19 protein-coding genes and 1 pseudogene are annotated in these 16,408 nt (G+C 61.6%); 5 read left to right on the top strand and 15 right to left on the bottom strand.

What is annotated here, in order from left to right; translation table 11 throughout:
• Positions 1-10: 10 nt before the first annotated feature.
• The 4 genes from EOA78_RS19270 to eno form a co-directional block, all read right to left on the bottom strand.
• Positions 11-1,441 (bottom strand): pyruvate dehydrogenase complex E1 component subunit beta, encoded by a 1,431-nt coding sequence (locus EOA78_RS19270; protein ID WP_127316501.1) that lies wholly within the window; start codon positions 1,439-1,441, stop codon positions 11-13.
• 15 nt (positions 1,442-1,456) lie between these two features.
• On the bottom strand, positions 1,457-2,503 hold the full coding sequence (pdhA, locus tag EOA78_RS19275; protein WP_127316502.1) for a pyruvate dehydrogenase (acetyl-transferring) E1 component subunit alpha: 1,047 nt from the start codon (positions 2,501-2,503) through the stop codon (positions 1,457-1,459).
• Between the two features lie 171 nt (positions 2,504-2,674).
• Positions 2,675-2,998, bottom strand: a complete 324-nt coding sequence (locus EOA78_RS19280; protein ID WP_127316503.1) for a septum formation initiator family protein — start codon at positions 2,996-2,998, stop codon at positions 2,675-2,677.
• 188 nt (positions 2,999-3,186) lie between these two features.
• On the bottom strand, positions 3,187-4,461 hold the full coding sequence (eno, locus tag EOA78_RS19285) for a phosphopyruvate hydratase (RefSeq protein WP_127316504.1): 1,275 nt from the start codon (positions 4,459-4,461) through the stop codon (positions 3,187-3,189).
• A 50-nt stretch (positions 4,462-4,511) separates the two neighbouring features.
• Here eno and EOA78_RS36035 point away from each other — a divergent pair, with 50 nt between their 5' ends.
• Positions 4,512-4,748, top strand: a complete 237-nt coding sequence (locus EOA78_RS36035; RefSeq protein ID WP_164783824.1) for a hypothetical protein — start codon at positions 4,512-4,514, stop codon at positions 4,746-4,748.
• Positions 4,749-4,863: 115 nt separating this feature from the next.
• On the opposite strand, the gene EOA78_RS19290 is transcribed toward EOA78_RS36035, so the two are convergent.
• The 4 genes from EOA78_RS19290 to EOA78_RS19305 form a co-directional block, all read right to left on the bottom strand.
• Positions 4,864-5,229 carry a PRC-barrel domain-containing protein gene (locus EOA78_RS19290; protein WP_029352317.1) on the bottom strand — a complete coding sequence of 122 codons (366 nt, stop codon included), beginning with the start codon at positions 5,227-5,229 and terminating at the stop codon, positions 4,864-4,866.
• An 86-nt stretch (positions 5,230-5,315) separates the two neighbouring features.
• Positions 5,316-5,519, bottom strand: coding sequence for a dodecin family protein (locus EOA78_RS19295; protein ID WP_029352316.1), 204 nt, complete (start codon positions 5,517-5,519; stop codon positions 5,316-5,318).
• 101 nt (positions 5,520-5,620) lie between these two features.
• Positions 5,621-6,451, bottom strand: coding sequence for a 3-deoxy-8-phosphooctulonate synthase (gene kdsA, locus EOA78_RS19300; protein WP_127316505.1), 831 nt, complete (start codon positions 6,449-6,451; stop codon positions 5,621-5,623).
• A complete protein-coding gene (locus tag EOA78_RS19305; protein WP_127316506.1) occupies positions 6,448-7,356 on the bottom strand; it encodes a VOC family protein in 909 nt (302 codons plus the stop codon). Before EOA78_RS19305 ends, kdsA begins: the two co-directional genes overlap by 4 nt.
• A gap of 140 nt (positions 7,357-7,496) precedes the next feature.
• On the opposite strand from EOA78_RS19305, the gene EOA78_RS37735 reads away from it, so the two are divergent.
• The gene (locus EOA78_RS37735) at positions 7,497-7,622 is read left to right on the top strand and encodes a hypothetical protein (protein ID WP_281034054.1); all 126 of its coding nucleotides are present in this window, start codon (positions 7,497-7,499) and stop codon (positions 7,620-7,622) included.
• Positions 7,623-7,650: 28 nt separating this feature from the next.
• Here EOA78_RS37735 and EOA78_RS19310 read toward each other — a convergent pair whose 3' ends face one another.
• From EOA78_RS19310 to EOA78_RS19315, 3 genes are all read right to left on the bottom strand, one after another.
• Entirely contained in the window at positions 7,651-7,941 is a 291-nt protein-coding gene (locus EOA78_RS19310) for a Dabb family protein (protein WP_127316507.1), read from the bottom strand.
• A 105-nt stretch (positions 7,942-8,046) separates the two neighbouring features.
• Entirely contained in the window at positions 8,047-8,181 is a 135-nt protein-coding gene (locus tag EOA78_RS37740; protein ID WP_277569091.1) for a hypothetical protein, read from the bottom strand.
• A gap of 309 nt (positions 8,182-8,490) precedes the next feature.
• Positions 8,491-9,756, bottom strand: a complete 1,266-nt coding sequence (locus tag EOA78_RS19315) for an NAD(P)/FAD-dependent oxidoreductase (protein ID WP_127316508.1) — start codon at positions 9,754-9,756, stop codon at positions 8,491-8,493.
• Between the two features lie 176 nt (positions 9,757-9,932).
• Between EOA78_RS19315 and EOA78_RS19320 the strand changes: the two genes are divergently transcribed.
• Positions 9,933-10,592 (top strand): 5-formyltetrahydrofolate cyclo-ligase, encoded by a 660-nt coding sequence (locus EOA78_RS19320; protein WP_127316509.1) that lies wholly within the window; start codon positions 9,933-9,935, stop codon positions 10,590-10,592.
• On the opposite strand, the gene EOA78_RS19325 is transcribed toward EOA78_RS19320, so the two are convergent.
• Positions 10,589-11,062 (bottom strand): Lrp/AsnC family transcriptional regulator, encoded by a 474-nt coding sequence (locus EOA78_RS19325; protein WP_023675099.1) that lies wholly within the window; start codon positions 11,060-11,062, stop codon positions 10,589-10,591. The genes EOA78_RS19320 and EOA78_RS19325 overlap by 4 nt on opposite strands.
• A gap of 160 nt (positions 11,063-11,222) precedes the next feature.
• On the opposite strand from EOA78_RS19325, the gene ald reads away from it, so the two are divergent.
• Entirely contained in the window at positions 11,223-12,338 is a 1,116-nt protein-coding gene (gene ald, locus EOA78_RS19330) for an alanine dehydrogenase (protein WP_127316510.1), read from the top strand.
• A 202-nt stretch (positions 12,339-12,540) separates the two neighbouring features.
• Positions 12,541-13,840: pseudogene (locus EOA78_RS19335) on the top strand (outer membrane beta-barrel protein).
• 238 nt (positions 13,841-14,078) lie between these two features.
• On the opposite strand, the gene EOA78_RS19340 reads toward EOA78_RS19335, so the two are convergent.
• From EOA78_RS19340 to EOA78_RS19350, 3 genes are all read right to left on the bottom strand, one after another.
• On the bottom strand, positions 14,079-14,546 hold the full coding sequence (locus EOA78_RS19340; RefSeq protein ID WP_127316511.1) for a DUF1203 domain-containing protein: 468 nt from the start codon (positions 14,544-14,546) through the stop codon (positions 14,079-14,081).
• A gap of 77 nt (positions 14,547-14,623) precedes the next feature.
• Positions 14,624-15,430: a 4-hydroxy-tetrahydrodipicolinate reductase gene (dapB, locus tag EOA78_RS19345; RefSeq protein WP_127316512.1), complete on the bottom strand. Its 807-nt coding sequence runs from the start codon at positions 15,428-15,430 to the stop codon at positions 14,624-14,626.
• A gap of 335 nt (positions 15,431-15,765) precedes the next feature.
• The gene (locus EOA78_RS19350) at positions 15,766-16,323 is read right to left on the bottom strand and encodes an OmpA family protein (protein WP_127316513.1); all 558 of its coding nucleotides are present in this window, start codon (positions 16,321-16,323) and stop codon (positions 15,766-15,768) included.
• Between the last annotated feature and the right edge of the window lie 85 nt (positions 16,324-16,408).

Consider the following 16,408-nt stretch of genomic DNA (forward strand, 5'->3'; position numbering starts at 1 on the left):
CCCGCCCTGCTCAGCGATACGTGACGGCTTTGACCGCCTCGACGACCTCGCCGACATTGGGCAGCGCCAGCTTTTCGAGGTTCGCCGCATAGGGCATCGGCACGTCCTTGCCGGCAATGGTGATGACCGGCGCGTCGAGGAAATCGAAGGCGCGCTGCGACACCTGGTTGGCGATATGGTCGCCGACCGAGCTCTGCGGAAATCCTTCTTCCACCACCACCAGCCGGTTGGTCTTCTTGACCGAGGCGATGATGGTGTCGAAATCGAGCGGCCGGATGGTCCTGAGGTCGATGATCTCGGCATCGACGCCCAGGCCGCGCAATTCGGCCTCGGCCTTGATCGCATAGGTCATGCCGATGCCGAAGGAGACGATGGTGACGTCCTTGCCCGGTTTGTGGATGCGCGCCTTGCCGATCGGCAGCACGAAATCGTCCATCTTCGGCACGTCGAAGGACTGGCCGTAAAGGATTTCGTTCTCGAGGAAGATGGTCGGGTTCGGGTCGCGGATCGCGGCCTTAAGCAACCCCTTGGCGTCGGCGGCTGTGTAAGGCATCACCACTTTCAGGCCGGGAATGTGGCTGTACCAGGCGGCATAGCACTGCGAATGCTGGGCGGCGACGCGCGCAGCCGCGCCGTTCGGCCCGCGGAACACGATGGGCGCGCCCATCTGGCCGCCGGACATATAGAGCGTCTTGGCGGCGGAGTTGATGATCTGGTCGATCGCCTGCATGGCGAAGTTGAAGGTCATGAACTCGACGATCGGCTTCAGTCCGGCCATCGCCGCGCCAACACCGACGCCGGCAAAACCGTGCTCCGTGATCGGTGTGTCGACGACGCGACGCGGCCCGAACTCCTGCAGCAGCCCTTGCGTGATCTTGTAGGCGCCCTGGTATTCGGCGACCTCCTCGCCCATCACGAAGACGTCGCCGTCTCGACGCATCTCCTCGGCCATCGCGTCACGCAGCGCCTCGCGCACAGTGGTCGAGACCATTGCGGTGCCGGCCGGGATGTCGGGATCGGCGGCTGCCTTCATGGCGGGGGCAGCGGGAACGGACGCCTTCGGCGCCTCGCCGGCATCCTGCGGCGCGGACTTCGAGCCTTCCTCGGCTGCGTCGGTGCGCTGCCCGCCGTCTGAAATCGCATCCTGGGTGGAAGCCGGTGCAGCCTTGGCCTCCTTGCCGATATCGGCGGCGCTCTCGCCGTCCTGCAGCAGCACCGCGATCGGCGTGTTGACTTTCACGCCTTCGGTGCCCTCGGCAACCAGGATCTTGCCGAGCGTGCCTTCGTCGACCGCTTCGACTTCCATCGTCGCCTTGTCGGTCTCGATCTCGGCGATGACGTCACCGGCGGCGACCTTGTCGCCCTCGTTCTTCAACCATTTGGAAACATTGCCCTCTTCCATGGTCGGCGAGAGTGCGGGCATGAGAATTTCGATCGGCATGTCCTTGCCCTCTCGTTACAATACGATGTCGGTCCAGAGCTCGGACGGATCCGGCTCTGCGTCGTTCTGGGCAAATTCGGCGGCGTCGGCGACAATGTCGCGGACCTCCTTGTCGACGGCCTTGAGCTCGTCCTCATCAGCCCACTTCTTGTCGAACAGGCGCGCCTTGACCTGCTCGATCGGGTCACGCTCGGAGCGCATCTTCTGCACTTCTTCCTTGGAGCGGTACTTTGCCGGATCGGACATCGAGTGGCCGCGATAGCGGTAGGTCTGCATTTCGAGAATCAGCGGCCCCTTGCCGGCGCGGCACCATTCAGTTGCGAGATCGCCGGCTGCCTTGACCGCGCGGACGTCCATGCCGTCGACCTGGATACCGGGGATCTTGAATGAGGCGCCGCGCTGCGAAAAATCCGTCTCGGCCGACGAACGCGATACCGAGGTGCCCATGGCATAGCGGTTGTTCTCGATGATGTAGATCACCGGCAGCTTCCACAGCGAGGCCATGTTGAAGCTTTCATAGACCTGGCCCTGATTGGCGGCGCCGTCGCCGAAATATGTCAGCGTGACATTGTTGTTGCCGCGATAGCGGTTGGCGAAGGCGAGGCCGGTTCCGAGCGAAACCTGCGCGCCGACAATGCCGTGGCCGCCGTAGAAATGCTTCTCCTTGGAGAACATGTGCATGGAGCCGCCCTTGCCCCTGGATAAGCCGCCGCGGCGCCCGGTCAACTCGGCCATGACGCCGCGCGGCGACAGTTCCATCGCCAGCATGTGACCATGGTCGCGGTAGGCGGTGATCATCTGATCGCCATCGACCAGCGCCATCTTCATGCCGGTGACAACTGCTTCCTGGCCGATATAGAGATGGCAGAAGCCGCCGATGAAGCCCATGCCGTAGAGCTGGCCGGCCTTTTCCTCGAAGCGGCGGATAAGCAGCATGCGCCGGTAGGCGTCAAGCTCCTCGTCTTTGGTGAAGTCGACAGGTTTGGGGGCCGAAAGCCCTGCCGATTTGCCGTCGGATCTGGATTTGGATTTGGCAGGCGCTTTTCTGGCGGCGGTGGCCATGCATCACTCCCTGTTGGCGTCTCTTGCGGACACTGAGGGAGATCAGTTCTCCCCACCGATTTGGGGAGGCTAACACGCGGGAAAGCGTTTCGCCATGCTGAAAAATGCATGGCTGACATGCATCTAAGCAATTAAAATCATTGAAAATATCGTCGATTAACTTGAATTTGGTTATCTTGCCGTAGCTGGCAACATGATGGTGATTTCGTCTGCATGGGACATATTGAGCGCCTTGCGCGCCTGCTCGTCGAGCATGTCCTTCTCCAGCGTGCCTTGATGCATCAGCTGAACGCGCCGCTGCAGGTCGACCCGGCGCCCCTTGACGGCATCGAGCTCACTTTGCAGATCGACGGCTTCGGCTTCCAACCGATACTTGGAATAGATGCCGAATTCGCCATGATAGGCGTGGAACCCGAAATAGGCCAGGAATGCCACGCAGAGCGAGGGAATGATCAGCCGACCGGTGTTTCTCTGCTTGTGCTGACGTGTCCACATGATCCAAATCCCTTAGAGCGCCGCGCGCCGGCTTGGACGCGCAAAGGACGCTCTAACACTCTGCGACCTAGTCCTTTCTCGCCCGATTGTGCTTAATGGACGGTTACGGATGACCGGATTTGGCGGTGTGGAAACAAAAAGGGCGAGGAATGCCCCCGCCCTTTTCATTCCGGATATTTTCTGTGGGCTCAGCCTTTCACGATCGACTTGCCGGCGTAGAGCGCCTGCTTGCCGAGCTCTTCCTCAATGCGGATGAGCTGGTTGTACTTGGCCATGCGATCCGAGCGCGACAATGACCCTGTCTTGATCTGCCCGCAATTGGTGGCGACGGCGAGATCGGCGATGGTCGAATCTTCGGTTTCGCCCGAGCGGTGCGACATGACCGCGGTGTAGCCGGCCTTGTGCGCGGTCTCGACGGCGTCGAGCGTTTCGGTCAATGAGCCGATCTGGTTGACCTTGACCAGGATAGAATTGGCGACGCCCATGCGGATGCCGTCGCGCAGCCGCGCCGTGTTGGTGACGAACAGATCGTCGCCGACCAGCTGGGTCTTCTTGCCGATGAGGTCGGTCAGCGTTTTCCAGCCGTCCCAGTCGTCCTCGGCCAGCCCATCCTCGATCGTGATGATCGGATAATCCCCCGCAAGCTTGGCCAGATATTTGGCCTGGGTCTTCGGATCGCGGGTCTTCTTCTCGCCTTCATAGACGTAGTTGCCGTCCTTGAAGAATTCGGTCGCGGCGCAATCAAGTCCCAGCGCAACCTCTTCGCCCGGCTTGAAGCCAGCCTTCTCGATCGATTGCATGATGAAATCGAGCGCGGCGGGCGCGCTCTTCAGGTTAGGAGCGAAGCCGCCCTCGTCACCGACATTGGTGTTGTGGCCAGCGTCCTTCAGCTTCTTCCTCAACGTATGGAAGATTTCCGAGCCCCAGCGCACGCCGTCACGCAGTGTCGGCGCACCGATCGGCAGGATCATGAATTCCTGGAAATCGATCGGGTTGTCGGCATGGGCGCCACCGTTGATGATGTTCATCATCGGCACCGGAAGCACGTGTGCCTTGGTGCCGCCGACATAACGGTAGAGCGGCAGGCCGGCCGCTTCCGCCGCAGCCTTGGCCACAGCCAGCGAGACGCCGAGGATAGCGTTGGCGCCGAGCCGGCTCTTGTTGGGCGTGCCGTCGAGTTCGACCATGGTCTGGTCGATGTGGATCTGGTTCTCGGCTTCCATGCCGCCGATCGCCTCGAACAGCTCGCCATTGACGGCCTCTACCGCCCGCAGGACCCCCTTGCCGAGGTAGCGGGCGCCGCCGTCGCGCAGTTCGACCGCCTCATGTGCGCCGGTCGAGGCGCCGGAGGGCACGGCAGCACGGCCCATCGAGCCGTCTTCGAGGACGACGTCGACCTCAACGGTCGGGTTTCCGCGGCTGTCCAGGATTTCACGCCCGACAATGTCGATGATGGCAGTCATTGCGATGTCCCCGATTGATCTGACGAAGCGTCGGGCACGTCTTAGCCAAAGTGCTGCAAAACGCAATCGGGGCGTCCGCAAATATTGCCGCCACCGCCACCACATCGATTCACGAAGCACAAATTGCTGTCATCATAAGTCATGTCAGTCATAAGTCTTGGCGGCATGCGGCTTTCTGGTTTATGCTCGCGCTGCGCGGGGCGAAACAGGAGGAGTTTCGCCATGTCTCAGTTGAGCGGTATTGTGAGTTTGTTCCTGATCGCGGCGGCGTTTTTGACGTCGTGTGACACTCAGCAGCCTCAACAGGGGGCGGTAGAGTTGTCGACCCTTGCGGCGGAGTAGATATCCCGCAAAAAGGCCCCCGGTCCAACCGGGGGCCTTTTTGATTCCGGCAGAGCAAGGTCAATGCCAATAAGGCTCGACCTTGTAGTAACTGTATGAAGCATCACGCGCGGCCTCGCCGTCGGCGCCCGTCAATTCGTTGATCGAATAGGCGGGAGCAGCCTTCAGTTGCTCCTTCGTGAACGGCACGACGTAGCCGCCCTTGTCCTCGTCATAGTCGAGGCTCGCCCACGGAATGGCGTGGTACTTCTCGCCGATGCCGAGAAATCCGCCAAAGCCGATCACGGCGAACATGATTCCATTCGACAACTTGTCGAGCATGACATCCTCGATGTCGCCGATGTGCGTGCCTTCCGTGTTGTAGACGGATGTGCCGATGACCCGCGAGGCAGCGATGGCTTCAGTGTGTCCTGTCTGGGTTGTCATTGTGTACTCCTCGTTGTCGTTGACGCTATGCCTGACAATGAGGGGCGCGGATGAAGGTTCCAGACTTTTCGACGCTAATCGATCGGTCACTCAGCGAGGATGAAGGTGACCTTCATGTTGACGCGGTAGGCGGAGATCTTTCCGTCCTCGACGACGACCTTCTGGTCCTGGATCCAGGCGCCTTCGACGTTCTTTAGGGTTTTTGCGGCGCGCGCAATCCCCACTTCGATGGCGTCCTGAAAGCTCTTATTCGACGATGATGTGATTTCGGTGACGCGGGCGACGGACATGGCTTCCTCCTCCAGGCACTCGGTGCCTGGGCAGCGTACAACCGGCACCTGTTGACTACAAGTTTAGGGGTCGGGACTTAGGGCCGGAGCCCTAAACTTGCTCAGCCCTTGGCGACGCGATCGAATGCCATCAGCCTTTCAAGCAGCGCCCGAAGGTCCTTCAGCGGCACCATGTTGGGACCATCGGAGGGGGCGTTGTCGGGATCCTGATGCGTCTCGATAAAGACGCCGGCGACACCGACCGCAACCGCAGCGCGCGCCAGCGTCTCGACGAAGCGCCGATCGCCACCCGAGGAGCCGCCCTGCCCGCCCGGCTGCTGCACCGAATGGGTGGCGTCGAAAATCACCGGCGCGCCGAACTCGGCCATGATCGGCAGGGCGCGCATATCGGACACCAGCGTGTTGTAGCCGAAAGACACGCCGCGCTCGGTGACCAGCACGTTGGCGTTTCCGGAACCGGTGATCTTGGCGACAACGTTCTTCATGTCCCACGGTGCGAGGAACTGGCCCTTCTTCACGTTGACGACCTTGCCGGTTCTTGCCGCCGCGATCAGCAGATCGGTCTGGCGGCTGAGGAAAGCCGGGATCTGCAGGATATCGACATGCGGCGCCACGAGAGCGCACTGTTCCTCGGTGTGGATATCGGTCAGGATCGGCAGCGAAAACGCCTTGCGCAAATCGTCGAAGACGGGCAGCGCCGCATCGAGGCCAGCGCCGCGCGTGCCGCCAAGCGAGGTGCGGTTGGCCTTATCGTAACTGGTCTTGTAGACGAGGCCCAGCCCCAGCTTCTCAGTCAGTTCCTTCAGCGCGCCAGCCATGTCGAAGGCGTGCTGGCGTGACTCAAGCTGGCACGGGCCGGCAATCAGCGACAGCGGCGCGGTGTTGCCGAAGACGACATTGCCGACGGTTACTGACGAATTGGGCTTGCTCATGCTATCTCCCGGAAAATGAAGGTCGCACCCTGCCCGGATGCCGGCCGCACGACAATATCATTGCCGCGTATGTCGTGTTCGACGGTACTGGCTGCAAGCAGCTTGGCGACCGTGCCTGCGGAAAGAACTGAAAAGACGATCCCCGCAAAGCGGAGTTCCGATGGCGCGCCGGCAGGTATGCCGAAGCGCGTCTCGAAAGCGACGGGGTCAAGCAGGGTCAAGGTTGCGTTCGGCAGGCCAAACGCAGTGCTGCTCCCCTGTCCAGTCTCCGGACTGCGCGTCGCGATCGAAATCAATCGGTGCTGTTTGGATGGCTCGTTGCTGACCGCCACGACTTCGATGATGCCGGTTGCGCCGTTGGGGTGGATCTGCAACGCGGTGCGGTCTACTTTCGGCGCATTGATCCGCTCACAGGCGAACAGGAATGCGTCCGTCGCCCCGGTGCCGGAGGCGAAGGCCAGTTTGAACGATGCCATGTCGCTCTTTCCCGCCGCGTCGGTGAAGGCGCGCGAAAAGCCCAGCATGTCTCCGGCAGACAGGCCGGCTTCGATGTAGCGCGCGTGATCGGCATCCGCATTTTCGGTGCCCAAGACAAGGGCGGAAAATCCCTCACTGCCGCACCTGTCGCGATAGGCACGATCGCGCGCGACGAAGACGTTGCCGTCCGCGATCGCTTTCGCCACCGCTTGCCCGTTGCCCACCGCCAGCGGCTCGAGATAGGTGCCGTCCTCAAGGAAGACGCAGCAGTTTTCCGTCCCGAAAGGATGGATGCCGGTCGGCGCCACGACAAAGCCAAGCGAAACCAGCCGCGCCCGCGCCACGTCGAGGCTCGCGGTCGGCAGTACAAGATGGTCAAGCGGATAAGGGCCTGGCGGACAAGGGCCTGCTGTCATCGTCTCGGTCATGCCGGCGCGGTGTGCATCATTCCGGAATTTGGTTCAAGAGCCTCACCTGACGCCGCAAAGATCCGGGCGGCCTATCGTGGCCGCATTATGCGAGCCTCCGGAATACTTGCCGCTGCCGGAAACCAACCTACGTCACCCAAATGAGAAAGATCCTGTTCATAACGGCAGCGGTCGTCGCGATGGCTGTTCTCGCCATGCTGGTCTGGGACGCGCCAAAGCGGCCGGGCGCCGATCCGACCGAACCGACCGCCGCTCAGACAGAGTAATGTTGCTCCTGCTTCGGTCAATTTCTCTTCAGGTTGCAGCCACAACATCCGCCGAATATCGCAATTCGCGCAGCGGTTTGACCTGGCTGGTCGTCTCGGAATAGAGCGGATGCGCCTTGTAGGCGGCCAGAGCGGCATCATCCTCGAACTCGGCATAAACGACCACGTCGATCTCGTCCGAAAGCGGGTCAACCTTGGTGTTGAGCGTCACCTCGAAACGGCGGGAATGGGGGATGTTGCCCAGCGCCAGCAAGCCCGTGCGTACGGCCTCGACATCCTCTTTGTGCCGCGCGCTGAAGAAAACGATATGCCGGATCAACCCCAGCCTCCTCGATCGATGTGCAAGCGTGTTTTGTGTGGGCAAAACGCTCGCGTCAACCGGCAACGATGTCGCGGCGACAACGCGTTGGGCGGGGAAAGAAACCTACACCATACTGGTGATGTAGCGGACGATGCGCGTTATCTCCCCGACCGTGGTGTCGAGATACCGGCCCTGATTGTAGAGTCCGTCCCAGATCAGGAAGAACGTGACGGCGCAGATGACGATGACATAACGCATGCGTGAAACTACTGCATCTGGGTGGCTGCAACCATAGTGATTCCGGCGTTGAGCAGCGCCCTCCCCCAAAATCTATCCATTGATCCGTGTTCGCTTGCCTTGGCTCTTGAAGTTCCCTTTGATGGCATGAAAGATTGGCTACATCGATGTCCGCCAGGTGGTTTACAGGGCTCAATGTTTTCTCCTGTTCGACGACATAACAGGCTTCAACGACGTGCCAGCCTTCAACCGCGTGCCAAGTCCTGCTCGAAGCAAGGCGAGTCCATCAGAAAGAGATGACGTGCGGATGAATGTGCGCGGGCGGAGACGTCAGTTCCTGTAGTCGTCGCCTTGGGTGATCAGCCGCGCGCTGCGCTGACCTGTCACGTAAATCCATAGCCAGCTCAGCGAAACCGCAAGCCGGTTACGGAAGCCGATCAGGAAATAGATGTGCGCAAGGCCCCACAGCCACCAGGCCAGCCGGCCGGTGAGCTTGATCCAGCCGAAATCGATCGCGGCAGCGCGCTTGCCGATCGTCGCCAGATCGCCGTCATGCTTGTAGCGAAAAGGGCGCGGGGTTGCGTCGCCGGCCAGCCGGGCCTTGATCGTCGCGGCGACATGCCGGCCCTGCTGCTTGGCGGCGGGTGCTACGCCGGGGACCATGCGGCCATCTGGACGCAGGACGTGTGCAGCGTCACCGACGACGAAAATCTCCGGGCTGCCCGGCACGGTCAGGTCGGGTTCGACCAGCACCCTGCCCGCGCGGTCCGCTGCGGCTCCCAGCCATTCGGCGGCCGGCGAAGCCGCAACGCCTGCTGCCCACAGGACGGTCCTGGCCGGCAGCTGCGTGTCGCCGAAGACGACACCCTCGGCGTCGCAGCGTGTAACAGGCCGACCGAGTTCGACCGTCACCCCGAGCCGCTCGAGCGCCTTGCTGGCATAGTCGGAGAGTTCCGGCGCGAAATTGGGAAGGATGCGGTCACCGGCCTCGATCAGCACCACGCGCGTCTGCCGCGTATCGAAGTTGCGGAACTCGCCATGCAGCATGTCGTGCGCCAGTTCAACAATGGTGCCGGCCAGTTCCACGCCGGTCGGTCCGCCACCAACAATTACCAGCGTCAGCAGCGCTTGGCGCTTGGCGGGATCGGTCTCCCGCTCAGCCTGCTCGAAGGCGAGCAGAATGCGCCGCCGAATGGTGGTGGCGTCCTCCAGCGTCTTCAGCCCCGGTGCGAAAGGCTCCCATTCGTCATGGCCGAAATAGGCATGGCGGGCGCCGGTGGCCAGCAGCAGCGTGTCGTAGGCGACCGCGCCGCCATCATCGAACAGCACGCGTTTGCCGATGCGGTCGACGCCGGTGACGGTGGCGAGCAGCGTCGTCACGTCCTTGCGCTTGCGCAGGAGATGGCGGATTGGCCAGGCGACTTCCGAGGTCGCCAGCGCCGTGGTCGCCACCTGGTAAAGCAGCGGCTGGAAGAGATGATGGTTGCGCTTGTCTATCATGGTGATGCGCACCGGCGCACCGTCAAGCGCGCGGGTGAATTCGAGCCCTCCAAACCCGGCCCCGACGACGACGACATGATGGCCGGTTTCATTCATTTTCTTTACCCTGGAGAGCAAGCTGGAGAGTAGTTCACCAAGGCTGATGTAGGTATTTTGTGCGCTGCAACAATATCCGGCTTTGCCAACTTGTCCGCCGTAAGATGTCGTGAATGCGCATGTCGCATCCCGACGGCGGGGTATAACTTCATCGAAACAGCACGACAGGGGTGAACTTGGCTAGCGATCATGACGACAACGGTCCGGGGCAATATTCCTCGCCGCCTTGCTTCATGCATGAGCTCGACCCGGAATTCCGGATGCCCCTATCCGATTGGAACGACGTGAAACGATGGCGCAAGGCCGAGCGCGAGCGGCTGATTGCGGCGCGCCTCGCTGTCTCGGCTGACGCGCGGACGGCAATGTCGCAGCGCATCAGCGAAAGCCTCGACGCGGTGATCGGCGACATCGCCGGCCGCATGGTCAGCCTCTACTGGCCGTTCCGCGGCGAGCCGGATCTGCGCCCATGGATGGCTTCCGTCAATGAGCGCGGCGGCCGTACCGCGCTGCCTGTTGTCGTCGAGAAAGGCCAGCCGCTTGTCTTTCGCGCTTACGCACCGGGCGACCGGCTGGAGAAGGGCGTCTGGAACATCCCGATCCCTGCTGAAGGCGACCCGATGCTGCCCGACATCGTCATTTCGCCGATCGTCGGCATCGATCCGGGACAGTACCGGCTGGGCTATGGCGGTGGCTTCTTCGACCGCACACTGGCGGCGATGCCGTTCAAGCCGCTGGTCATCGGTGTCGGCTACGAACTGCAGCGCATCGCCACCATCTACCCGCAGCCGCATGACATCCCGATGAACCGGGTGGTGACGGAGGCATTCAAGGCCTAGGCCAGTTCCGGCTTCATCCCCACCGCCGTCCGGTCGACGATCTCGCGCAAGGCGAAGGATGAATTGATCTTCGTCACATGCGGCATCGCCGACAGCCATTCCTTATGGATGCGCTCATAGTCGACGAGGTCTTTTGCCGCGATGCGCAGGATATAATCGTACTCGCCCGACATCAGGTGGCAGGACAGGACATTCGGGCAGCGCTTTATCGCCGCCTCGAAATCCGACAGCGTCTTCTCGAATTGCCCCGACAGCGATATATGCACGATCGCCGTCATCTGGTGGCCAAGAGCGGCATTGGAAAGCCGGGCGTGATAACCGCGGATGGTTCCGGATTTCTCCAGATTGTCCAGCCGCCGCGAGCAGGCCGACTGCGACAGGCCGACTTTCTCGGCAAGCGCCGCGTTGGGTATCCGTCCATCCTTCTGCAACGTTTCAAGAATGGCGATATCGATCCTGTCGAGCGGCATTGTTCGGGATTCCTGCGACAATCCAGCTATTTTGCGCAACGATTATCGAGCCGTGCCCTTCTGCGCAAGCGCATTCGCAAACACTTACGGGACGATTCGTGGTTCACTATCTCTAAACAGGGATCGTGCCTCAAAAGGGCCGGATCAGGAGGAGAAGAAGATGCGCGTCGGCTGCCCCCGGGAAATCAAGAACCACGAATACCGCGTCGGCCTGACGCCGGGCTCGGTCCGCGAATATGTCGCGCATGGCCACGAAGTGCTGGTCGAGACCGGCGCCGGCGCCGGCATCGGCGCCGACGACAACGCCTATCGCGCAGCCGGCGCCACCATCGCCAAGACGGCCGCCGACGTGTTTGCCAAGTCCGACATGATCGTCAAGGTCAAGGAGCCGCAACCCGACGAATGGGTTCAGCTCCGTGACGGCCAGATCCTCTACACCTATCTCCATCTCGCGCCGGATCCGGAGCAGACCAAGGGCCTGCTGGCCTCGGGCGTGACGGCCATCGCCTACGAGACCGTCACCGACGACCGCGGCGGCCTGCCGCTGCTTGCGCCGATGTCGGAAGTCGCCGGCCGCCTGTCGATCCAGGCCGGCGCCACCGCGCTGCAGAAGGCCAATGGCGGTCGCGGCGTGCTGCTCGGCGGCGTGCCCGGCGTGCTGCCCGGCAAGGTCACTGTGCTCGGCGGCGGCGTCGTCGGTCTGCATGCCGCCCGGATGGCGGTCGGCCTCGGCGCCGACGTCACCATCATCGACCGCTCGATCCCGCGCCTGCGCCAGCTCGACGACATCTTCGCCGGCCGCGTCCACACCCGCTACTCGACTGTCGAGGCGCTGGAAGAGGAATGTTTTTTGGCCGACATCGTCGTCGGCGCCGTGCTGATTCCAGGTGCCGCCGCGCCGAAGCTCGTTTCCCGCGAGATGCTGTCGGGCATGAAGAATGGTTCGGTGCTGGTCGACGTCGCCATCGACCAGGGCGGCTGCTTCGAGACTTCGCACGCCACAACCCATGCCGTGCCGACCTATGAGGTCGACGGCGTCATTCACTATTGCGTCGCCAATATGCCGGGTGCAGTGCCGGTCACTTCGGCCCACGCGCTCAATAACGCAACGCTGCATTACGGCCTGCAGCTCGCCGACAAGGGCCTGAAGGCGCTGATCGACGATCATCATTTGCGCAACGGCCTGAATGTCCACAAGGGCAAGATCACCAACCGCGCGGTGGCCGAAGCACTCGGCTATGAGTTGGTCGAGCCGAAGGCCGTTCTCGCAGCCTGAACCCGCCGCTCAATCCTTTCCCTACCGAGCCGCCGACGCCCTCGGCGGCTCTTTTTCCACAAGCAGATTTCACGGTTTGCGATTAGCTGACCGGCTTTGCCCGTCTTGCTTGCAATGTGTCTTTCCTGTGGCTTTTTTGTTACAGCCGCCAGCATGGGCAGGTGCTAGACGGGTGGTGGGTTCATTCAAAAAGGTAGGGGCAATGACCAGCAAACGAATAGCAAAATCTCTTCTTCTTGGCGCAGTTTCCGTCCTGGCGCTCGGATCGGTTGCTCATGCCGCCGACGCGGTTGTGCCGGTCGTCGAGACGTCGGCCTTCAACTGGAGTGGCATCTATGTCGGCTTTGGCGTTGGCGCCGGCGCCAATGTCCACGAGCTCAGCAGCGATCTGCTTCCTGGCTTCTCGTTCAACGGCATTGGTGGCGAAGGCGTATACGGTGAACTGACTGTTGGGTACGACTATATGGTGTCGCCGCGCTTCCTGATCGGCGGACTTCTGGATGCCCATGCCGGCAACATTGAAACCACGCTCGATGTTGCTGGTTTCGATGCTTCGGTCCGCGAGACCTACGGTTTCGACGCTGGTTTGCGGCTTGGTTACCTCTTCACGCCAAACACTTTGGGCTATGTGCTTGGCGGCTATTCCTGGCAAAAATACAAATTCGACACGAACGCTGGTTTTGATTTCGATTGGGACCAGAGCGGCTACTTCGTCGGAGCTGGCGTTGAAACGGCCATCAACAGTAACTGGACCATCAAGTCAGAATATCGCTATACCCGCTTCGGTACTGAAAACATTCTTTCCGAGTTCGGTATACCGGACGGCGTCCTCGACACGGATACGTCGCGGCATACGTTCCAGGTTGCTGCCAACTATCGCTTTGGCGCCCAGAATGGAGGCGTCCGCCTCTTTTGAGGCTCCTGCCTATAATTGGACCGGCTTCTACGTCGGCGGCGCCGCTGGTGCGGGCGCGTCGGTGCATCAGATCGACGTTCCGCCGGCTGGCGACCTCGAGTTCAACGGGATCGGTGGCGAAGGCGTGTTCGGCGAATTGAACGTCGGCTACGACCATGATTTCGGCAGCTGGGTCGCAGGCGTCATGGTGGATGCCCGCTACTCCGGCATGACTTCGGAGTTGGAACTTCCGGGCGGATCGATCAATCTGGATACTGATTACGGTTTCGATGTACTTGCCCGTGTCGGTATGAAAGTCAACGAATCAACCCTCGCCTACGTGCTCGGTGGTTACAGCTGGCAGCACTTCGATCTGAACGCGTCTTCACCCATCGGCGATATCCTCGATTGGGACTCCAGCGGCTTCTCGGTGGGTGCTGGTCTGGAAACGGCTATGTCCAGCAACGTGACCGTCGGCCTCGAGTACCGCTATTCGCAGTTCTCCGAGAAGGATTTTTCGTCGGATCTTGGGCTGCCGGACGATACTCTCACCTCCACGCCTTCGTTCCATACCGTCCGCATCGGTGCGAAGTACAAGTTCAACTAGAACCGTCCAGACAACAGTCAAAGCCCGCCGGTCATTCCGGCGGGCTTTTTCTTTGGGCGGGAGAAATGCGGGGCGGACAGCGCGGGCAACAAAAAAGCGGAGCCAAAGCCCCGCTTCCTCTGATATCGAGACTTCCCGCCGGTTCATCCGCGGTCGGCAAATCGATCGACAATCATTCCGTAACGCGACAATGCGACAGGCGTACGACAGCTGCGATGGATGAATACCGCCCGAATCGTCACGCGCGCTCGATACGGCACTGGTAGCAATTGTTGCGCGCCGAGCGGACATGCACATAGGCGATCTCGTCGCGTTCGAACAAGGTTTCGGCCCGCGCCGCGATGGCGCCCGTCGGAATGACGCCGCCGCTGCCATAGACGATGCGGTCGTCCCTGCCGTAGCCGCGCACGATGTAGTCGGCGCTTTCGAGCATTTCTGGAAGCGCCTCGGCTTTGGCAGCGCGCTCGCATTCTTCGGCATGCAGAAAGATCGGCCCGGTCTCGGCGTAGGGCTGCAATTTCGGGAATGGCCGGTAAGCCAGGACGAGATAGGCTTCTCCAGCGGCCACGTTCTTCAGGCAGTGGCGGCAGGGCACGCCGTCACCGTCGGATATTTTCCGCTCTGGTATCAGGCCATATGCGTCCGGCGCGCCGCGCTGCAAGGCTCTGACATCTTCCGTGGGCAAGCCTTTGAACTGGATGGTCATCGCGAAATCTCCGGTGTCGTCGACCGAAAATTACGCCGCTGCGCCAGCGTCGCCCACCCGATTCCTGCCAATTTGGATCAGTCCATCAAGGCGTCGAGGCCGCGCACCAGCCCTGTGATCTCCGGTACCCGCCTGATAGCGAGCAGCGTGCCGGCCACGTAAGGGGCAGCGGACGAGCCGGCATCATGACGAATCGTCAGCCGCTCGTCGGGCAGGCCGAACAGCGCCTCACAGGACAAGATGTAAGAAGGCAGGCGGAGCGCATGCACCTGCACCCCCTCGCCCGTACCGACCGCCGCACCGCGGGTTCCCGGCACACCCGAGACCTCCGAGACCGGCCGCGCGGTCGAAGCCTTGCGGACATCGGCCAGCGCTTCGGCAAGCTCGCGCGCGGTGCCGGACGGCGCGTCGGGTTTCTTGGCGCTCGCATAGTCGATCACCTCGACATCCGGCACGTATTTCGCCGCCATCAGGGCAAACCGCTTCAACAGCGTGGCGGTGATTGAAAAATTGCCGGCTGCGATGACGCCGACACGATTGGCGCGTGCTGCAGCGTCGATCTCGCCGAAATCGGTCGCACCCAGCCCCGATGTGCCTATCACAACGTGCCGTCCTTTTTCTATGGCCAGCAGCGCATGGTCTTTCACCACATGCGGCTTGGTGTAGTCGACCAGCACGTCCGACGGCACCTCCAGCGCCTCGGCCAAAGAGCCGGAAACGGTGATGCCGTTGGCCGGCATGCCAACCAGGAGGCCGGAATCCTGCCCCGCGCTGCTGCGTGACACAGCCCCGGCCAGTGCCATGTCGCCTTGCGCCCCGATCGCCGGAACCAGCGCCTTGCCTACCCAGCCGGTCGCACCAGCCATCACCACCCGTACCGTCATCGTTTGGTCCTCCATCACCATTGGAGCGCCACGCCTCCGTTTTGGACGCGCAAAGGACGCTCCAACATTTGAATCTACGCATCGTGCTTTCCGAAAATCGATCCCGATTTTCGGGCCGATGCGGTAGGCTTTGACCGACAGCGATATGTAAAGAGCGCGGCTCATTCAAGTCAGGCTCTTTTCCGGTGCGGTGACTGAGCCTGTTTCGAAAATCGCAGTGGCGAGTCAGATGATGGTGTCTTCGAGAACCGGAGCGGAGCGGACATTCAGGTCCGTGAGCACCGGAAGCGCAGAAGACGCCTTCAGATGGCCGCCAATGCGGATTTCGGACAGGCTCAGCGGATGAAGTCGTCGAAGCGGCGGAGCGTCACCCGGCGATTGCGCCAATTCTCGTTCTGCGTCTGCACGAGCAGGAATTCCTCGCCGTAGCCGACCGTTTCCAGTGTATAGCCCGGCACGCCGAATTCGCGCACCAAGGTGCTCCTCAGCGAGGCGGCGCGCTGTTCGGACAGGATCTGGTTCGATTGGAAGGAGCCAACCGCGTCGGTATGGCCTTCGATCAGCACGCGGGCGCCGGGGTCGCGCCGCAGGATGCGCTGAAGCGCATCGGCGATGTTTTCGATCTTGCCATATTGCGATTCGGAGATGGCCGCCGAGCCAAAGGCGAAATTGATCGACTGGATATCGATCGAACGGGCCATGCGCCGCAGGTCCGGCCGCCTCTTGAATTCCCGGATGGTGACGCGCTGGTTCGGGCGCAGCTTAACGCGGGGCGCGGCCTCGAGCTGACGCTCGATCGTCGCCGCCGAAGGCGTGGTTGCCTGAGCGGCGGCAAGGGTCGGCATGGCGAGGGCCGCAACCAGCGCGGCAGCAAATGTGCGTCGAGTCAGCATGTCTTTTCTCCTTCGGCCTCGGCCGCATTGATGGTGCCGGCAAGATGGCGAAGACAAGCTGAAGCATTGATGAACAATAGGTTCA

Source organism: Mesorhizobium sp. M5C.F.Cr.IN.023.01.1.1, assembly GCF_003997585.1.
GTDB classification, from domain to species: domain Bacteria; phylum Pseudomonadota; class Alphaproteobacteria; order Rhizobiales; family Rhizobiaceae; genus Mesorhizobium; species Mesorhizobium wenxiniae.

Coding starts and splice junctions, on each gene's coding strand:
- EOA78_RS19270 (WP_127316501.1), bottom strand. CDS start 1,441: ATGCCGATCGAAATTCTCATGCCCGCACTCTCGCCGACCATGGAAGAG.
- pdhA (WP_127316502.1), bottom strand. CDS start 2,503: ATGGCCACCGCCGCCAGAAAAGCGCCTGCCAAATCCAAATCCAGATCC.
- EOA78_RS19280 (WP_127316503.1), bottom strand. CDS start 2,998: ATGTGGACACGTCAGCACAAGCAGAGAAACACCGGTCGGCTGATCATT.
- eno (WP_127316504.1), bottom strand. CDS start 4,461: ATGACTGCCATCATCGACATTGTCGGGCGTGAAATCCTGGACAGCCGC.
- EOA78_RS19290 (WP_029352317.1), bottom strand. CDS start 5,229: ATGACAACCCAGACAGGACACACTGAAGCCATCGCTGCCTCGCGGGTC.
- EOA78_RS19295 (WP_029352316.1), bottom strand. CDS start 5,519: ATGTCCGTCGCCCGCGTCACCGAAATCACATCATCGTCGAATAAGAGC.
- kdsA (WP_127316505.1), bottom strand. CDS start 6,451: ATGAGCAAGCCCAATTCGTCAGTAACCGTCGGCAATGTCGTCTTCGGC.
- EOA78_RS19305 (WP_127316506.1), bottom strand. CDS start 7,356: ATGACCGAGACGATGACAGCAGGCCCTTGTCCGCCAGGCCCTTATCCG.
- EOA78_RS37735 (WP_281034054.1), top strand. CDS start 7,497: ATGAGAAAGATCCTGTTCATAACGGCAGCGGTCGTCGCGATGGCTGTT.
- EOA78_RS37740 (WP_277569091.1), bottom strand. CDS start 8,181: ATGCGTTATGTCATCGTCATCTGCGCCGTCACGTTCTTCCTGATCTGG.
- EOA78_RS19315 (WP_127316508.1), bottom strand. CDS start 9,756: ATGAATGAAACCGGCCATCATGTCGTCGTCGTCGGGGCCGGGTTTGGA.
- EOA78_RS19325 (WP_023675099.1), bottom strand. CDS start 11,062: ATGCCGCTCGACAGGATCGATATCGCCATTCTTGAAACGTTGCAGAAG.
- ald (WP_127316510.1), top strand. CDS start 11,223: ATGCGCGTCGGCTGCCCCCGGGAAATCAAGAACCACGAATACCGCGTC.
- EOA78_RS19340 (WP_127316511.1), bottom strand. CDS start 14,546: ATGACCATCCAGTTCAAAGGCTTGCCCACGGAAGATGTCAGAGCCTTG.
- dapB (WP_127316512.1), bottom strand. CDS start 15,430: ATGACGGTACGGGTGGTGATGGCTGGTGCGACCGGCTGGGTAGGCAAG.
- EOA78_RS19350 (WP_127316513.1), bottom strand. CDS start 16,323: ATGCTGACTCGACGCACATTTGCTGCCGCGCTGGTTGCGGCCCTCGCC.